The following is a 15,519-nucleotide window of genomic DNA, read 5'->3' on the forward strand; positions in this document are numbered from 1 at the left end:
TATTTCAGGCGAAAAAAACCCCACTTCTCAGTGAGGTTGTCATTCTTTATTCTCTCTCGACTGGCATCGAGCAACACCTAAAGGATCCGCCTGACTTGATAATTTCGGAAAAGTCGACTTCGATGACATTGAAACCGAAGTCTCTAATTTTCTTATTCACATCCGTATTTTGAGGCAAGCTGAACACTTTTTTATCCCCTATTGAAAGGACATTCGTGCCCAACGAAAATTGTTCTTCTTCGGAAACTTCGATCAGCGTATATCTGTCAGCAAGCATATGAATTGTTTCTTCGTCCAATGCCTTCGGGAAAATGAGCGCGACACTTGGTGAAAGAATGTTAAATACACAATCCAAGTGCAAGTACTTTTCGTTAAATGGAATTGGCATCACTTCATGATCAGGAAGTTTTTCTGACAACTTGCGAACCGCATCCATACTCGTTCGGCTACTAATTCCAACAAATACAGTTTGACGGTCAATAATGACGTCGCCGCCTTCTATTTTGTTCGTGCGCAGTTTATTATATAATGTATTCGTAGATTGCAACCACTTTTCAAGCGTTTTTTCTTCACCCTCGCGAATCTCGCTTCCCATTTCAGCAATGAAGATATCATCGCCTAACGTAAAACCGATATCGCGTGTAAAAACTTGTTCCGGAAATTGTTCCGATGCCGGTAATCGAATGACTTCGATATCGTGCTCTTCCAGTTTTTCGATAAATGCCTGATGTTGTTTTTTAGCAATGTTTTTATTTATATTCTCATCTTTATATTGTTCCTGAACCTCATTGATTACTTCTTGAATTTCCATATACTTCGGCTCGCAAACAATCACGCGTTGTAACGTGTCATATTCGCTACGACAGCCTGTAGATGTATTCGGTTCAGCTTCTTGTGGGGGTTTCATTTTGAGTTTCCTCCGATTAATTTATATTTGTCCATTTATAGGAATTCCCTATTCTTTAATTTCCAAACACATTACGCCGAAATCGTTTCATTTTCGGCTCCATGGGTACTAATAAAATAACAGCGAAGTATACTTATGTATTGGAGGCAGATTATGATTAATAGAGGTAAGGAGTTACTCGAAAAAAAGGACTTCGAAACGAGAGATGATTTACCCGATTGGCTGATCAATGAATATCAAACGTTTCATAATATCGTGACCGATAAAACGTTTCCTTGCTACTTTGGCATGGCTGGAGAATTAGGCGGCGAATTGCGATACGGCTATGTGACACAAGACGATTGGTCAAATTTACCGAATATCTTAACATCATTCTTAGCCCTTTTTGATAATCCGAAGCATAAAAGGCATGGGCTTTTCGTTTTTGTCGAACCATTCGAGGCCGAGGGATCTATTGAAGACTACCGGAAACAATTTTGGGACATCTTGCAATATTTGCATGATTCTGATGAAGTCGAGTGGCCGGCGGATAGCCCGCGCGACCCGGAACATTATTTATGGGATTTCCGATTCCACGGTGAGCCGATATTCGCATTCGGCAATGCGCCGGCTTACAAACAGCGAAAAACCCGGCATTTGGGAAATTCTATGGTCATCGGTTTCCAACCACGAAAAATCTTCGAAGGCTTAAAAGGCACGGAAAAAGGCGGGATCATGTCACGGGAAAAAGTGCGCGCACGCGTCGAAGTGTGGGATCAATTACCGAAACACCCAGACATCAGTCATTTTGGCGACCCTACGCATAATGAATGGAAGCAATTTTTTATCGGAGATGATAGTGAACCTATCATTGGAATATGTCCGTTTTTGCATAAGGAAATGAAGTGAAAGCCGTCTGAGATGGGCGGCTTTTTTGTTGGGGGTGATTTGCTTGCAGTTGGGGACGGTTTGCTTGCACTCCGCTGGGTTTTGCTTGCAGTTGACCATGGTTTGCTTGCACAGTTGCGGCATTTGCTTGCACTTAAACAGATTTGCTTGCAAGTCGGTACTTTGTACCTGCGGAGTAGGAAGTTTTTCATTTAAATCTGTGAGCATCTAACGTAAAAAAAGACTAAAACCGTTGATTGGTTTTAGCCCATTTTATTTCAAGCTTTTAATACCCCTAAAATGAATTGCTCTTTATAATTCGTATAATCATCCATATTCCCGGATTCATGCTGAATAAAACTTGACTTTACTTTCTCATATTCTTCTCTCAACGCCTGTGAAGCATTAAGTTTATCTCGGAATGAAATTAAATCATTCCACTTTCCACCTTGATAATCCACCATGTGAATAATATGCGTTTTGACATCAAACGTCTCATTATTATCGAATTTGGCTAAGACGATTTCATTTTCTAGCACGACACGAAGTCGATAAAAACTAATTTCTTGTAGACTTTTAAAAATGTGGGAAGGAATATTATTTATATCATCGACACCTATCGCAACATCTATCATTGGTTTTGCTTTAATCCCTTTGATTGACGTGCTGCCTATATGTTCAATGCGATTAACGTCTATACTAGTAGCTTTATGGATTTCCTGTTGCGTTTTTAAGAATTCATCTTCCCAGCCAACTTGCGGTTCAACTAATTTTATTTCCCCTTTTCCCAATCCTAAAATCACTTTGGAACTCCCCCAATTCCTTTGTCTATTTTTGTCGATTTCCCGGGAAATGCGCTAAATTATTTTCCGCCCATCTTATAATACAGATCCATTTCGGCTTGCGGCACCATGCCGCCACCCGTTGCCCAGACGATATGCGTCGCATTTGGTGAATTAGCATCCTCACTATTTCCCCGAATCGCATTTACAGGTCCAATCATTCCCGCCAATGCAGAAGGTTCGAGTTGAATGCCTTCTGAATCTACGAGCGTTTTTAAAAGCTTGAAAAGTTCTTCATCTTGAACAGTATATATCCCGGACAATAACGGCTCCATCGTTTTACCCGCGTGGTGTGAAGGTCTGCCTACCGCAAGGCCATCTGCCGCCGTCAAATTACTGAGGCCGAAGTCTTGAACAGAAACTTTTTCGTGCAGTCTTGTCATCATTCCCAACAGGACAGACGGTGAGTGCGTTGGTTCCGCGAAAAAACATTGCACATTGTCGCCGAATATAAGCTTCAACCCGAATGCTACACCGCCGGGACTCCCGCCGACTCCACAAGGCAAGTAAACAAATAACGGATTCTCATCATCGACGATAGTTCCGCTTTCTTTCAATTGGGAGGCAATACGCTCACCCGCAACCGCGTAACCGAAAAATAAATCATAGGAGTTTTCATCATCGATAAAATAACATGTCGGATCCGCTTCTGCCAGTCGACGCCCTTCATTAATCGCAACACTGAAATCATCAGGATACTCGACAACAATGACGCCTTTTTCGCGTAGCAGATTCTTCTTCCACTGCTTTGCGTCCGCGGACATATGAACCGTCACGTTGAATCCGAGTTTCGCGCTCATAATTCCGATGCTCAGGCCAAGATTTCCCGTAGAACCAACAGCGATTTTATGTTTTGCAAATAAGTCTTTGAATTCCTGTCCTGCCATTATCGCGTAGTCATCTTCTTTTGTTAGCAGTCCGTTTTCTAATGCAAGGGTTTCTGCATGTTTAAGCACTTCATATATCCCGCCGCGCGATTTAATGGAACCTGATATCGGCATTGCGTTATCTTGTTTTAACAGCAGTTCGCCTGGAATCTTCACCCCGTACTTCTGTTCAAGTTCTTTTTTCATGTTTGGTATCGCAGTCAACGGCGATTCAAGAATCCCGTTCGATACTTTAGTTTCAGGAAAAACAAGTTGAATATATGGGGCAAAACGTTTTAATCGTTCGGAAGCATCTTTCACATCCGCTGCCGTCACAGTCACCTTGTTAAGTCCTTTTTCAGTTGTTTCCAGCAAGGGATTTTCCCAAAAGACTTCTTCCTCGTTCATGATGTTCCCGATTAGCGGCAACTTTTCTTTCCACTTATTCGTATCGATTGCGCTCATGGTCTCGCTCCCTTTTCAGAATGATCTATGATTAGTATACCATTCTGAGCGATTTGCAATCTTGTTCCGGCTATTTATTGATTCAAAACAAATTGAGCAATCAGCTCTTCAGTCAGTTGAAACTTGGGATTTGTCTTATCATTTCCGCTTGCCTCAACATCCATCACGACAGAAATAATGCGCCGCCCGTCGAAAACGCCCGTGCTTGCAAAACAAGGTCCGGCCATTTCCGTATAACCTGTCTTCAAGCCGTCTATTCCCTGCACCGCCATCGGCATGCCAGGCAACATTGAATTCGTACTCCAAAGCTGAGTGCCATCAGTCGTTGTGAAATTCGTTATGTACGTGAAATCAAGTACTTCTGGATGGTTGGCAATCAATTTCTGAGCAATCATTGAAACGTCTTTCGCAGAAGAAAGGTTTGTTTCGTCCTTACTTTTTCCAACATAATCTCCATCAAGGCCACTCGCGTTATAAAAGGTTGTCTTCTTAAGCTTAAAAGCCTTTGCTTGCTCATTCATGAGCGTAACAAAAGCCTCTTCAGATCCGCTCACCATTTCAGCAAGCGCAATTGCTGCGTCATTTGCGGAACTCACGGTCATCGCAGTAAAAAGCTCTTTCACGGTATATGTACGGTTATTTGCCATCCCCAATCTCACAACAACCGATTCGCTGGTCATTTCACGAACATACTCACTCGGACTGTAGTCGCTATCCCAATACAATGAACCATTTTGAATCGCATTCAACACCAAATATTGTGTCATCATTTTCGACATACTCGCGATTGGCAGCGATGCAGTACTATTTTCCTCGTACAAAACCTTCCCCGTTTCCGCGTCGATTAAAATAATCGCTTCAGCACCCACACCAAATTCATGGGCTTCAGTCGTCGAGTTATTATTTTTGAAAACAAATGTCAGGCTAATGATTAATAAGAGCGCAATAAATAAAAACCTTTTCATATTCAACACACCTCTTCAATTATTCGTTACCCCTACCATAACCGATGAAACTGAAGAAACTCCCAGTTAATTCATGAAGAATTTCTTAAGAAATAAGAAAAGCCCCTTTCAGTTGAACGAAAAGGAACTTTTCATGATTTGCTCTTATCATATAATTCATTATAATGACTACGAATTAGAACTAAAATAAATATAGGGATTAAAAAAGCTTTTTCAGAGAGCAGGCCATTCGCCGATGAATCATCGATTATAAGACTTACGATCGAAGCAATAATCATAACCACAGTTAAAGTATTAAACATCCGTTTCTTTTTCGAAAAATATGCTTTATTAAATTCAATCACTAAATATACGACTCCAAAAACAAGTGTAATAATACGAGTGATAAATAAATTTTCATATTGAAGAAAAAAAGTTGCCAATAATAATAGAAGAGTTAATACACTTAGTGTTACAGAAAATATAGAAACACGATATTCTTTCATGACAAACTCTCCTAAGAATAGATTGATTAATTTCCATAATCCATTACATTCAACTTTACCAGTTTCTTCAACCAATGGATATACATTAATCAATTAATTCAAACCTCTCTACTGTTCCTATTGAAGCTAGTTGATTGGAGTGGAACTCAACGGCCATAGTCTCTTACTATCTCATAACAAACCAAATCAAAATTAGGATGACCCCAAAACCCACCCATAAAAGAGATAACATCTTCTCACGTTTCCTCTTATCTTTCATCCCCCGCGTCAAATATCGAATAATTAATTCAGCCACTATCGCAAATACAATGATCAATAACCAAGTCACGTCTAACTCCCCCTATTCATAACTAATTTTAGCATAACTCTTTTCACACACCCCCGTCATCCAATCCGAATACACTACTGTAATAAGTTAAAATTGGTGGTGAATTCGATGGAATTAGCAACAATTCTAGCTGGCCCAATATTACGAAGAGTAGACACGAAATCGGTCACAATTTGGATTGCGACCAGTCGCCCCTTCGAGATTGATGCAGCCATTTATATGATTAACGAACGGCTTACATTACCCGTACTAACAAATACAACCTCAATTCGCGCAGGGAAAAACCTAATCATTCACCTCGTAGAAATTGCCGGGTCTTTCCCCAAGGACACTTTACTCGGCTATAACCTTCATTTCAAAGACGAGGATGACATCCACGACTTAACGAGCCTTGGTTTAATTTCCGACAATGAAAAACTGTCCATCGCCTATGACGATATTCCTTACCCATCCTTTTTCATTCCCGCGAATACCACTTCCAACTTCCTTTATGCATCATGTAGAAAATTACACGGTAAGGGTGGTGATTCACTTGTAGCCGGGGATAAAACGATTTGGAACGCACCCAGAAACTTGGGAAATCGACCGAGTTCGCTATTTTTACTTGGCGATCAAATCTATGCGGATGATGTGGCGGATCCACTTTTCCCGGTGATTCAATCAGTTGTGGAAGGCCTCGCAATTGAAGATGAAAATTTAGTGCAAGTAGAAGCCCGTCTGGCCGACTATCCTTTTAATGAATTAATGCAGAAAGTGAACGGTCGTCAATTCGGCATGGAACAGTTTTGTCAGTTTACATCAGCTAGTATGAGCAATCATTTAATGACATTTGGTGAGTATGCCGCAATGTATCTATTGTCATGGGGGCCTGGTTTATGGGAAACGGCTTATATTCCAACATTTGAGGAAGTCGTGGAAAAAGGAAATTATCACTTTTTCTTCCCCAATGATGATACCGAAATGGCAAAATGCGAGAAAAGATATAATCGGCAAACGGAGGACCTACTTCAAACCATCGGAAATCTGCACCAGGTTCGCAGACTACTAGCGAACGTGCCAACGTATATGATTTTCGATGACCACGATGTCACGGATGATTGGAATTTATCTCGCAAATGGAATGATCGTGTTTCGCGGTCACCTTTAGGCAAACACGTAATTGCAAACGGATTATGTGCCTACTGGGCTTTTCAAGGCTGGGGCAATGAACCACAACGGTTCGAGGAGGCGTTCCTACAGTCGATGGAAAATCATTTAGACAGGTTCGTTGCCGGCACACCCGCTTATGAAGAGTGGTTCCGACAGCTTTGGACATTTAGGCATTGGCATTTTGTCGCGCCGACCAAACCCGCTGCGCTATTTCTCGATACACGGACAATGCGGTCCTTTGATGACGCGCCGCAACCTGTGAAAGTCGGTTGGATGTTCAAGGAAAATGTTCAAGCACCAAGATTGATTGGTCCGAAAGGTTGGCGATTGATAGCTAGAACGCTTTCTTTGTCGGGTTGGAAAAGGAGAGACCCTTTAATTATTATTTCGCCAACGCCGTTGTACGGCATGGGCTTGATTGAATCAGTGCTTCACGCCTATGTCTATCCCCTACGAGCCATTGGCATACCTGTTCATGAAATGCTCGATTTTGAAGCTTGGAAATATAACGGAAGAGGGTTCAGCGATTTTATCCGCTATATTTTTAAATGGCGACCTTCCCAATGCATCATTTTGTCTGGGGACGTTCATTACGCTTCTGCGGTAAAGTCTCAAGTCAAATCCAAAAACGGGCGGACTATGGAAATAATCCAGTTTACGAGCAGCCCATCAAATAATATGAGTTTTACCGGAGCCTGGGGTTTTCTGATGAAGTCCGCACTTTGGTGGAATACGCAAAAACGCAAAAGGAAAAAGATTTTACGGCACTGCGATGATTCATTCACCATCGTGAACGAAGGGTGCAATGGAAATAGTTGCCCGGAATGGCAAGAAGAACTCCGTTATTTATCGACAAACAAAGGCTCCATTGTTGAGACGAAAAACAATATCGGGCTTTTATCAATCATAAACGGAACGATTGAAAATTCCTTGCTTCAAATAAAAGACGAAAAAATACAGACTAAAAAGTATAAAGATTAAACAAAACTCCGCCATATAATCGGCGGAGTTTTTCACTTATAAATTTGTCCTTACACCCCATAGTTCGGGAAAAAACTGATGATCGAGGACCGATTTCAAATAGCTCACGCCCGCTGAACCACCAGTCCCTTTTTTAAATCCAATAATTCGTTCCACCGTTTTCATATGACGAAAACGCCATTGTTGATGGCTATCTTCAATGTCGACCAACTTCTCGGCGAGTTGATATAAATCCCAATATCCTTCTACATTTTGGTAAACTTCCAACCAAGCAGCCGCGACAGATGAATCTCCTTTGTACGTGATTGAAAAGTCTCGATTTAATAACTCCGGGTTAATAGAAAATCCAGCTTTCGCGAGTGCCTGAATCGATACATCGTAAATACTCGGCGCTTTAAAGGCCGCTTCAAGTTCTTCGGCAAGTTTTGGGTCTTTCTCATAGATTTTCAAGATATGCGGTTGCTTAAAGCCTAGCGCGAATTCAATCAGTCTATTTTGGTAGGATTGGAAACCAGATGCGCGGCCTAAACTATCTCGAAACTCCATGTATTCCGCCGGCGTTAACGTCGCCAAAACGTCCCAAGCTTGAATGATTTGCGTTTGAATGCGCGAAACCCGCGCAAGCATTTTAAACGCTTCAGGCAACTCATCCTTTTCAATGGACTCGATTGCAGCATGAAGTTCGTGCAAAATGAGTTTCATCCATAGTTCACTCACTTGGTGAATGACAATAAATAACATCTCATCGTGATGCCCGGAAAGTCGTGTCTGACTGGATAACACTTTGTCGAGATTCAAATACTCGCCGTACGTCATCTGTTCTTTAAAATCCATGTAAATTCCTTTGTCATCCATTTTCACGCACTCCTTCAATCGGTTTTAAGACTGCACGGACTGGACTACCGTCAGCATCCGCTAACGGAAGTGGCAGCGCAATTAATTGGTAATCGCCTGGCTCGACAGTTTCTAGTACGATATTTTCCAAAATCATCACACCATGATTGTTTAACGAATGATGGGCATCCAATACTTTGCTCGTTTCCGGATCGACCGACGGCGTATCCACACCAATAAGACGAACGCCGCGTGCTTTTAACAATGGGCCAATATCCGCACGTAAATAAGGGAAGACTTCCGGAAAAACAGAAAAACTTGAGCGACGCCCCGTTTTCAATAAAATCCGTTTCGCACCGCCGAAATCGATGTTTTCCAATTCCGCCTGGCCAATACTTTCGTGTCCTGTAACGTCAATGACTCTTGCTCGGCCGATATACACATCTAGTGGCAGATCAAGCACTTTCAAGCCATCGTTGTCAAAATGAAAGGGTGCGTCGATATGCGTCCCCATATGCATGCTTGTCGTCATTTTCCCGATATTCACCGACCCCGTGTCAGCCTTCTTAAACGCTACTTCGTAAGTAAACGGCGTGTCTCCTGGCCATTCGGCAATGCCATTTTGAAGCGGTTGAGAAATATCAATCCATTCCTTCGTCATGCAACAACGCCCCTTTTGTTCTCGAATTTCTCATAGCGTTTTTCATCCATTATATTTTTCAGTTTCTGGACTGTATGCCAAACATCTTCAAATGAATTATAAAGCGCAACAGGTGCCAGCCGAACGCCATTTGGCGCTCGAAAATCCGGAATTACGCCGACTTCTTTTAATGCACTGCAAATTCGGGCTGCTTCCTTATGTTCAAGCAAAATATGACCGCCGCGCGTTTCATCAACTGGACTTCCAATTGTAAACCCCTCACCATCAAGTTCTATACGTATTAATTCCATCAGGTAGTTCGTCAATTGAAGCGATTTTTCACGCACACGCTTGATCCCGACTTCTTCAAACAGTTCGAGCGCGCCAATAATAGGCGCCAAACTGAGGACATGCGGTGTGCCGATTTGAAAAGCACCCGCATCTAGTGCTGGATCCATCTGGTGATCCATGTCAAACTGCGATTCTTTTTTAGAACCGAACCAGCCGGAAAGTCCCGGCACGTTTCCAAAGTTTTTCTCGTGAACGAACAATCCGCCAACAGAACCCGGTCCACCGTTCAAATGTTTATACGTGCACCAGAACGCAAAGTCTGCGCCCCAATCATGAAGGGAATGTTCAATTGCGCCGACTGAATGGCATAAATCGAACCCGATTGGAATTCCTCGTTCATTCGCTGCAGCCGTTAATCGTTTCATATCGAGAATTTGTCCGCTTCGGTACAACACTGACGGCAAGACGATTAGCGCAATGTCGTCTGTCATCGCTTCGATGATATCGTCTTCCGCTAAAAAACGTCCCTCTCGACTTTTCACACGCACAAGATGTTCTTCAGGATCGTACCCTTTTAACGCCAACTGACTTTTTAAGGCATATATATCTGAAGGGAAATTCAGTTCATCTGCGAGGATTTTGGTTTTATGTCCAGATGGCTTATAAAAAGTCGCGGCGAGTTGGTGCAAATTCGTCGTGGTGGATCCCGTCGCAATCACTTCGTTTTTCAAACCTCCAACAAGCGGCGCCATTTTTTCACCAACCGATTCTGATAAATAGAACCACGGATGATCCCCTTCTGTCCAACCGTCAATCCCAAACGTTTTCCACGAATGAAGCAAATCTAGCAACTTACCTTCTGCTCGTTTCGATAAAAGCCCCAATGAATTTCCATCCATATATATGATGTCTTCTTGTAAATAGAACTCTTCTTGAAGATTGGACAGCTCATCTTTCTGATCAAGACTTCGTGCGTAGTCAAGCGATGTCAGTTTCAATTTACATACCCCCGTATAATTATCTCTCTTATTGAAATCATATCACTAATCATATAAATTGCGCACAAAAAAATACAGACAGAAGTGTGCGTTCCACCTCCACCTGCATTGACTAACTAGAATACCCACTTTTTCGTTCTTTAAACATTCCCAAAACTGTGACAATGAGACCAATTAATGCGCCTAGGATAACGACGACTTTTAAAACAGGATGCCACTCTCTTACAATCCCGTGTAAAAGTACTCCGATCAATATCGCTAACTGTGCTGGCGTATTGTATTCTTTCTTTTTCTTGAATTCGCTCAGATAAAAGAAAATCAGAAATACACCCAAAGCCACCCAACGAATAATTTCTAGCACCACCATTAGCACTCTTCCTCTCTATTTGAACCAACCTTTTTCTTTAAATCGAGAAATTGCTTCAATTCGATTGCCGACGCCTAGTTTTTCCAAAATCGTAGAGATATAATTTCGAACTGTCCCCGGCGTTAAATACAATTCTCCCGCGATTTCCTTCGTCGTCTTTCCTTTTGAAACAAGCTCGAGCACTTGGCTTTCGCGATCCGTCAAAGGGTTTTCATTTTCATCGTCAAAAGCAATATCGACTAATTCAGGCGCATAAATCCGACGCCCATCCATAATGGTTCGAATCGAGCTCACCAGTTCTTCAATCGGACTATCTTTCAATAAATAACCGCGCACACCCGCTTTTCGAGCACGTTCAAAATAACCAGAGCGCGCGAACGTCGTCAAAATGACAATTTTGCAAGACGAACCTTGTAGTGATTCTGCTGCATCTAACCCAGTCATGACAGGCATTTCAATATCCATTATGCAAATATCGGGTTCGTGCTTGTTAACTAACTGAACAGCCTCTTCCCCGTTTTTCGCCATGCCCACGACTTCCATATCATCTTCCATATTCAGTAAAGAGCCCAATGCGCCCAACAGCATCCCCTGATCTTCCGCTAAAACAATACGTATCACGTCAATCCCCCTTCTGCACTTTTCTTAATAATATCCGGAACACGAATCGTTAACCTTGTCCCTGGATTTCCATCAATTTCTAAACGTCCATTTACAAAATCAAGCCGTTCTCGAATGCCTTTTAAGCCGTTTCCAGGGAGATTAAACCCTTTACCCGGAATCCCAATTCCATCATCTTCCACGCGAATCAAAAACTCATCGACTGAATGCTCGAATTCAATATGGCATTCCGCGCCGTAACTATGTTTCACAACATTTGTCACAGCCTCTTTCAAACACATGCTTAACACATTTTCGACTAACGGCGGAATGTCCATCTTCTCAGGATCCCCTTTTACCGTTAACACCATTTCCGCAGCTTTTACAATTTGCCTAATGCGAATCAATTCATCTTTTAGCTTTGTCATTCGTATATCATCCACAAGATCCCGCACTTCTTTCAACGCCGTACTTGCGGTTTGTCGAATATCTAACAGTTCTTTTTCGGCAGCTGTCGGGTTTCTCGTAACTAGTCTCGCAGCGAGGTCACTTTTCAAGCCGATAAGCGATAACTTCTGTCCAAGCGTGTCGTGCAAGTCCCGCGCAATTCGTTCTCGTTCCTCCAGAATGATTAACTCTGAAATACGCTCATGCGCATGTTCCAATTGACCTTCCAACTTTTCGCGTTTGCTTCGATTGTACAAGTTGAATGGCAACAATACCGTTCCTAGAACAGAGATCAGGATAAAATGAATTTGCGGTAAAAACAAGTCGATTTCAATGAAGAAACCAAACACAATCGCCACAATCGTAAAGGCAATATGGAGACCATACATGATGAAAAAACCGACTGGATTTCGTATATTTCCAATGAAAAATGCCGTGAATATGGATAAGTACAAATAACCGAACAACAAAGTCATGACAACATTAATGAGGATTTCGAAGCTAATCCACATATAGACAAGTCCACTTTTCGACTTGTATGAAAAACGATAAGATAAGAAAAATAATAGCAATAAAGATATGCCAATCGCGATTTCAAGCCGCGATGATGACCTAAATATAAAAAAGAACGGTAATAAACAAAATACAGCCCAAGCATAAATGCTAAGCCACGGACTTTTCGGAAAAATACTGTACCAACTATTCATGTCTCCACTCACCGTCCTAATTGTTATTCCAATTGTACCAAATATTCCTACAAAATTAACCAATTTATGATAATTAAGTTTATGTTTTGCTACAGACGGAGATTGAAATTTTACTTTTTATTGATATCCGTACATATTTGACCGATATCTGCGACTTTGAGAAGTATATCAGCGGAAATCAACACGATATCCGCACCTTTACCACATATATCAGCAAAACAGGCCTTAAGCCCCTCACAGAAAGTGCGAAGTCATCAAAAAAACAGCCACCTCAATTCAAAGGTGGCTGCCTAGCAATTTTATTTCCCTTCGAAACTTGTGCGTTTCGGTTTTAAATCAATGGAGCGACTCGCTTTTCGCACCATGCTTTTCACTTCACCAAATGTAACGAATCCTTTTTTCTTCGGATCATAAAGTTTGTATTTTAGCGATTCTAAACTTGTTTTAATAGTGATGGTCGTTGCGTTATGAAGTGGTGGTACAGATTCATGCGCGACTTCTAAGTTGTAATTCGGTACGCGTGGCGATAAGTGATGAACGTGGTGGAAACCAATGTTTCCAGTCGCCCACTGCAATACTTTCGGGAGTTTATAGTACGAACTTCCGTCGACAGCAGCTTTCACATAATCCCATTCCGACTCTTCTTCAAAGTAAGAGTCCTCAAACGTATGTTGAATATAAAACAACCAAATGCCTAGAGCTCCTGCTACAAACATGATTGTTCCTTGAACGATGACAAACGCTTGCCATCCGATTAATAAAATCAACAGCGTATATAGTACAACGAGAATTGCGTTGGTCAGATACGTATTGTTACGTTCTTTTTGTCTCGCGTCTTTTCGGTTGAAACGGCTTGAAATCAGGACAAGAAATAACGGTCCAATTCCAAACATGACGAGTGGATTACGATACAAACGATACGTAAAACGCGTCCATTTCGATGCTGCTACGTATTCATCAACAGTCATAACCCAAATATCACCTACACCGCGCTTATCAAGATTTGAACTTGAAGCGTGATGGATTGCATGCTCGCGTTTCCATTTTGAATAGGCGAATAGTGTTAAAACACCTGTAATGGTTCCGACGATATCATTTGCTTTTCGATTTCTGAAAAATGATCCATGCGTACAGTCATGGAATATGATGAATGTTCGAATGACGAATCCTGCCGCGATAATCGCAAACGGGAGCATCAACCAGAATGACACCGACAAACTTTGATACGCTAAAAACCAAAAGATCAATAGCGGTGGAATCGTGTTTATTAATTGAATGATACTTTTCTTTTTATCAGACTTTGCAAAAGGGGCAACATTTTTGTGTAATTTCATTGTTTTTTCTTTACTCATTTTTTGTTCCTCCTTGGGAATCATACTTATTCGCTCTTTCATATCTTACTTACCATATTAAAGTGTTTCTCGAGTAAATATCAGACCTAAATGTCATCACTTTAATATGACAACTGTCATGTATGATGTGATTTACTGCTATCATTTATTCGAATTAATCGCAGGAAACATTTAAACTATTTCGGCAATTAGGTATTTTAAGTTATACTAGCATGGGGAGGAATGACAATGGTATACATAAAAAATGCAAAGATTTACACGGGAACAGGCAAAGTGATTGAGGGAACTATTTTTATTAAAAATGGAAAGTTTGCTGATATTGGATCGACAATCAATATTCCCGAGGGAGCAAGGGTTGTGGATGTCAATAGTAAAATCATTACACCTGGACTGATAGACGTTCATTCGCATCTTGGGTTAACTGAGCAAGGGATCGGTCAAGATGGTCAAGATGTAAATGAAACCAGTTCAGCATCCACGCCACAAGTAAACGCGATTGACGGGATTAACCCGGCCGATACCGGATTTGAAGACGCGAGACGTTTCGGCGTAACGACCGTACAAGTCATGCCTGGCAGCGCGAACGTCATCGGTGGTGAAATGGTTGTCGTAAAAACAGTTGGAAAAGTTGTCGATGAAATGATTGTGAAAAATCCTTCAGGGTTGAAAGCGGCTACGGGGGAAAATCCAAAACGTGTTTATGGCAGTAAAGGCAAAATGCCGACAACCCGAATGGGATTGGCAGCACGCCTTCGTGAAAACCTAATTGAAGCGCAAAATTACATCGAAGATCGAAAAACGAATACATGTGGTCGTGATCTTGGTCTAGAAAATATTGCGAAAGTATTACGTAAAGAAATCCCGCTACGCGTTCATGCGCATCGTGCGGACGATATCGCAACCGTTTTGCGTATTAAAAAAGAATTTGGTATAAATTTAACGATTGAGCATTGCACGGAAGGCCATCAAATTGCTGATTTCATCGCGCAACACGATGTCAGAGTTTCTGTTGGACCGACAATGTCCCCTCGTTCGAAAACGGAGTTGTCCGATAAAGGATGGAACACAATCCTTACACTTTCTGAAGCAGGCATTCCAGTTTCCATCACGACCGATCATCCGGTTATTGCAATTGAGCATTTAATGACGAGCGCTATTCTTGCGGTGAAAAATGGATTTTCAGAGGGGAAAGCATTGGAAGCAATTACCCTGAATGCGGCGAAACATATCGGTGTTGAAGATCGTGTCGGTTCGATTGAAAAAGGAAAAGATGCTGATTTCGTTATTTGGAATGGCGATCCTTTTGATCTGCGCTCAACAATCGAAACGACTTATATAGAAGGAAAAGTTGTTTACCAAAAATAAATGCACAAATAGAAAAGAGCCTTCCAGTAAAAATTGGACGGCTCTTTCCACATTGTGAATAGA

Annotated in this window: 16 protein-coding genes; 3 read left to right on the top strand and 13 right to left on the bottom strand. The window is 41.7% G+C overall.

Going from position 1 to position 15,519, the window contains the following annotated elements; genetic code table 11:
• Positions 1-46: 46 nt before the first annotated feature.
• Positions 47-907: a dimethylarginine dimethylaminohydrolase family protein gene (locus tag J4G36_RS15680; protein WP_210471339.1), complete on the bottom strand. Its 861-nt coding sequence runs from the start codon at positions 905-907 to the stop codon at positions 47-49.
• 153 nt (positions 908-1,060) lie between these two features.
• Between J4G36_RS15680 and J4G36_RS15685 the strand changes: the two genes are divergently transcribed.
• Positions 1,061-1,795, top strand: coding sequence for a YqcI/YcgG family protein (locus J4G36_RS15685; RefSeq protein ID WP_210471340.1), 735 nt, complete (start codon positions 1,061-1,063; stop codon positions 1,793-1,795).
• 257 nt (positions 1,796-2,052) lie between these two features.
• Here J4G36_RS15685 and J4G36_RS15690 read toward each other — a convergent pair whose 3' ends face one another.
• The 5 genes from J4G36_RS15690 to J4G36_RS15710 all read right to left on the bottom strand — a co-directional run bounded on the left by J4G36_RS15690 (position 2,053) and on the right by J4G36_RS15710 (position 5,725).
• Positions 2,053-2,577 carry a GrpB family protein gene (locus tag J4G36_RS15690; protein WP_210471341.1) on the bottom strand — a complete coding sequence of 175 codons (525 nt, stop codon included), beginning with the start codon at positions 2,575-2,577 and terminating at the stop codon, positions 2,053-2,055.
• A gap of 59 nt (positions 2,578-2,636) precedes the next feature.
• On the bottom strand, positions 2,637-3,947 hold the full coding sequence (locus tag J4G36_RS15695) for a D-serine ammonia-lyase (protein ID WP_210471342.1): 1,311 nt from the start codon (positions 3,945-3,947) through the stop codon (positions 2,637-2,639).
• A 74-nt stretch (positions 3,948-4,021) separates the two neighbouring features.
• Positions 4,022-4,912, bottom strand: a complete 891-nt coding sequence (locus J4G36_RS15700) for a D-alanyl-D-alanine carboxypeptidase family protein (protein ID WP_210471343.1) — start codon at positions 4,910-4,912, stop codon at positions 4,022-4,024.
• Positions 4,913-5,043: 131 nt separating this feature from the next.
• Positions 5,044-5,490 carry a hypothetical protein gene (locus J4G36_RS15705; RefSeq protein ID WP_210471344.1) on the bottom strand — a complete coding sequence of 149 codons (447 nt, stop codon included), beginning with the start codon at positions 5,488-5,490 and terminating at the stop codon, positions 5,044-5,046.
• Positions 5,491-5,563: 73 nt separating this feature from the next.
• Positions 5,564-5,725: a hypothetical protein gene (locus J4G36_RS15710; protein WP_210471345.1), complete on the bottom strand. Its 162-nt coding sequence runs from the start codon at positions 5,723-5,725 to the stop codon at positions 5,564-5,566.
• Between the two features lie 108 nt (positions 5,726-5,833).
• Here J4G36_RS15710 and J4G36_RS15715 point away from each other — a divergent pair, with 108 nt between their 5' ends.
• Positions 5,834-7,855: a metallophosphoesterase family protein gene (locus J4G36_RS15715; RefSeq protein ID WP_210471346.1), complete on the top strand. Its 2,022-nt coding sequence runs from the start codon at positions 5,834-5,836 to the stop codon at positions 7,853-7,855.
• A gap of 36 nt (positions 7,856-7,891) precedes the next feature.
• On the opposite strand, the gene kynA is transcribed toward J4G36_RS15715, so the two are convergent.
• From kynA to desA, 7 genes are all read right to left on the bottom strand, one after another.
• On the bottom strand, positions 7,892-8,710 hold the full coding sequence (kynA, locus tag J4G36_RS15720) for a tryptophan 2,3-dioxygenase (protein ID WP_210471347.1): 819 nt from the start codon (positions 8,708-8,710) through the stop codon (positions 7,892-7,894).
• On the bottom strand, positions 8,703-9,350 hold the full coding sequence (kynB, locus tag J4G36_RS15725) for an arylformamidase (RefSeq protein ID WP_210471348.1): 648 nt from the start codon (positions 9,348-9,350) through the stop codon (positions 8,703-8,705). The genes kynA and kynB overlap by 8 nt, the downstream gene beginning before the upstream one ends.
• Positions 9,347-10,618, bottom strand: a complete 1,272-nt coding sequence (kynU, locus tag J4G36_RS15730) for a kynureninase (RefSeq protein WP_210471349.1) — start codon at positions 10,616-10,618, stop codon at positions 9,347-9,349. Before kynU ends, kynB begins: the two co-directional genes overlap by 4 nt.
• A 112-nt stretch (positions 10,619-10,730) precedes the next feature.
• Positions 10,731-10,985: a hypothetical protein gene (locus tag J4G36_RS15735; protein ID WP_210471350.1), complete on the bottom strand. Its 255-nt coding sequence runs from the start codon at positions 10,983-10,985 to the stop codon at positions 10,731-10,733.
• A 15-nt stretch (positions 10,986-11,000) separates the two neighbouring features.
• A complete protein-coding gene (locus tag J4G36_RS15740) occupies positions 11,001-11,606 on the bottom strand; it encodes a response regulator (RefSeq protein ID WP_210471351.1) in 606 nt (201 codons plus the stop codon).
• Positions 11,603-12,739 (bottom strand): sensor histidine kinase, encoded by a 1,137-nt coding sequence (locus tag J4G36_RS15745; protein WP_210471352.1) that lies wholly within the window; start codon positions 12,737-12,739, stop codon positions 11,603-11,605. The genes J4G36_RS15740 and J4G36_RS15745 overlap by 4 nt, the downstream gene beginning before the upstream one ends.
• Positions 12,740-13,038: 299 nt before the next feature.
• Positions 13,039-14,091, bottom strand: coding sequence for a Delta(5) desaturase DesA (gene desA, locus J4G36_RS15750; RefSeq protein ID WP_210471353.1), 1,053 nt, complete (start codon positions 14,089-14,091; stop codon positions 13,039-13,041).
• A 228-nt stretch (positions 14,092-14,319) separates the two neighbouring features.
• Between desA and J4G36_RS15755 the strand changes: the two genes are divergently transcribed.
• A complete protein-coding gene (locus J4G36_RS15755; protein ID WP_210471354.1) occupies positions 14,320-15,456 on the top strand; it encodes an amidohydrolase in 1,137 nt (378 codons plus the stop codon).
• Positions 15,457-15,519 lie beyond the last annotated feature (63 nt).

The organism is Sporosarcina sp. 6E9 (assembly GCF_017921835.1).
Lineage (GTDB): Bacteria > Bacillota > Bacilli > Bacillales_A > Planococcaceae > Sporosarcina.

Excerpts from the sequence above, each read along its gene's own strand:
- J4G36_RS15680 (WP_210471339.1), bottom strand. The coding sequence starts at position 907 with ATGAAACCCCCACAAGAAGCTGAACCGAATACATCTACAGGCTGTCGT.
- J4G36_RS15685 (WP_210471340.1), top strand. The coding sequence starts at position 1,061 with ATGATTAATAGAGGTAAGGAGTTACTCGAAAAAAAGGACTTCGAAACG.
- J4G36_RS15695 (WP_210471342.1), bottom strand. The coding sequence starts at position 3,947 with ATGAGCGCAATCGATACGAATAAGTGGAAAGAAAAGTTGCCGCTAATC.
- J4G36_RS15700 (WP_210471343.1), bottom strand. The coding sequence starts at position 4,912 with ATGAAAAGGTTTTTATTTATTGCGCTCTTATTAATCATTAGCCTGACA.
- J4G36_RS15715 (WP_210471346.1), top strand. The coding sequence starts at position 5,834 with ATGGAATTAGCAACAATTCTAGCTGGCCCAATATTACGAAGAGTAGAC.
- kynA (WP_210471347.1), bottom strand. The coding sequence starts at position 8,710 with ATGGATGACAAAGGAATTTACATGGATTTTAAAGAACAGATGACGTAC.
- kynB (WP_210471348.1), bottom strand. The coding sequence starts at position 9,350 with ATGACGAAGGAATGGATTGATATTTCTCAACCGCTTCAAAATGGCATT.
- J4G36_RS15735 (WP_210471350.1), bottom strand. The coding sequence starts at position 10,985 with ATGGTGGTGCTAGAAATTATTCGTTGGGTGGCTTTGGGTGTATTTCTG.
- J4G36_RS15745 (WP_210471352.1), bottom strand. The coding sequence starts at position 12,739 with ATGAATAGTTGGTACAGTATTTTTCCGAAAAGTCCGTGGCTTAGCATT.
- desA (WP_210471353.1), bottom strand. The coding sequence starts at position 14,091 with ATGAGTAAAGAAAAAACAATGAAATTACACAAAAATGTTGCCCCTTTT.
- J4G36_RS15755 (WP_210471354.1), top strand. The coding sequence starts at position 14,320 with ATGGTATACATAAAAAATGCAAAGATTTACACGGGAACAGGCAAAGTG.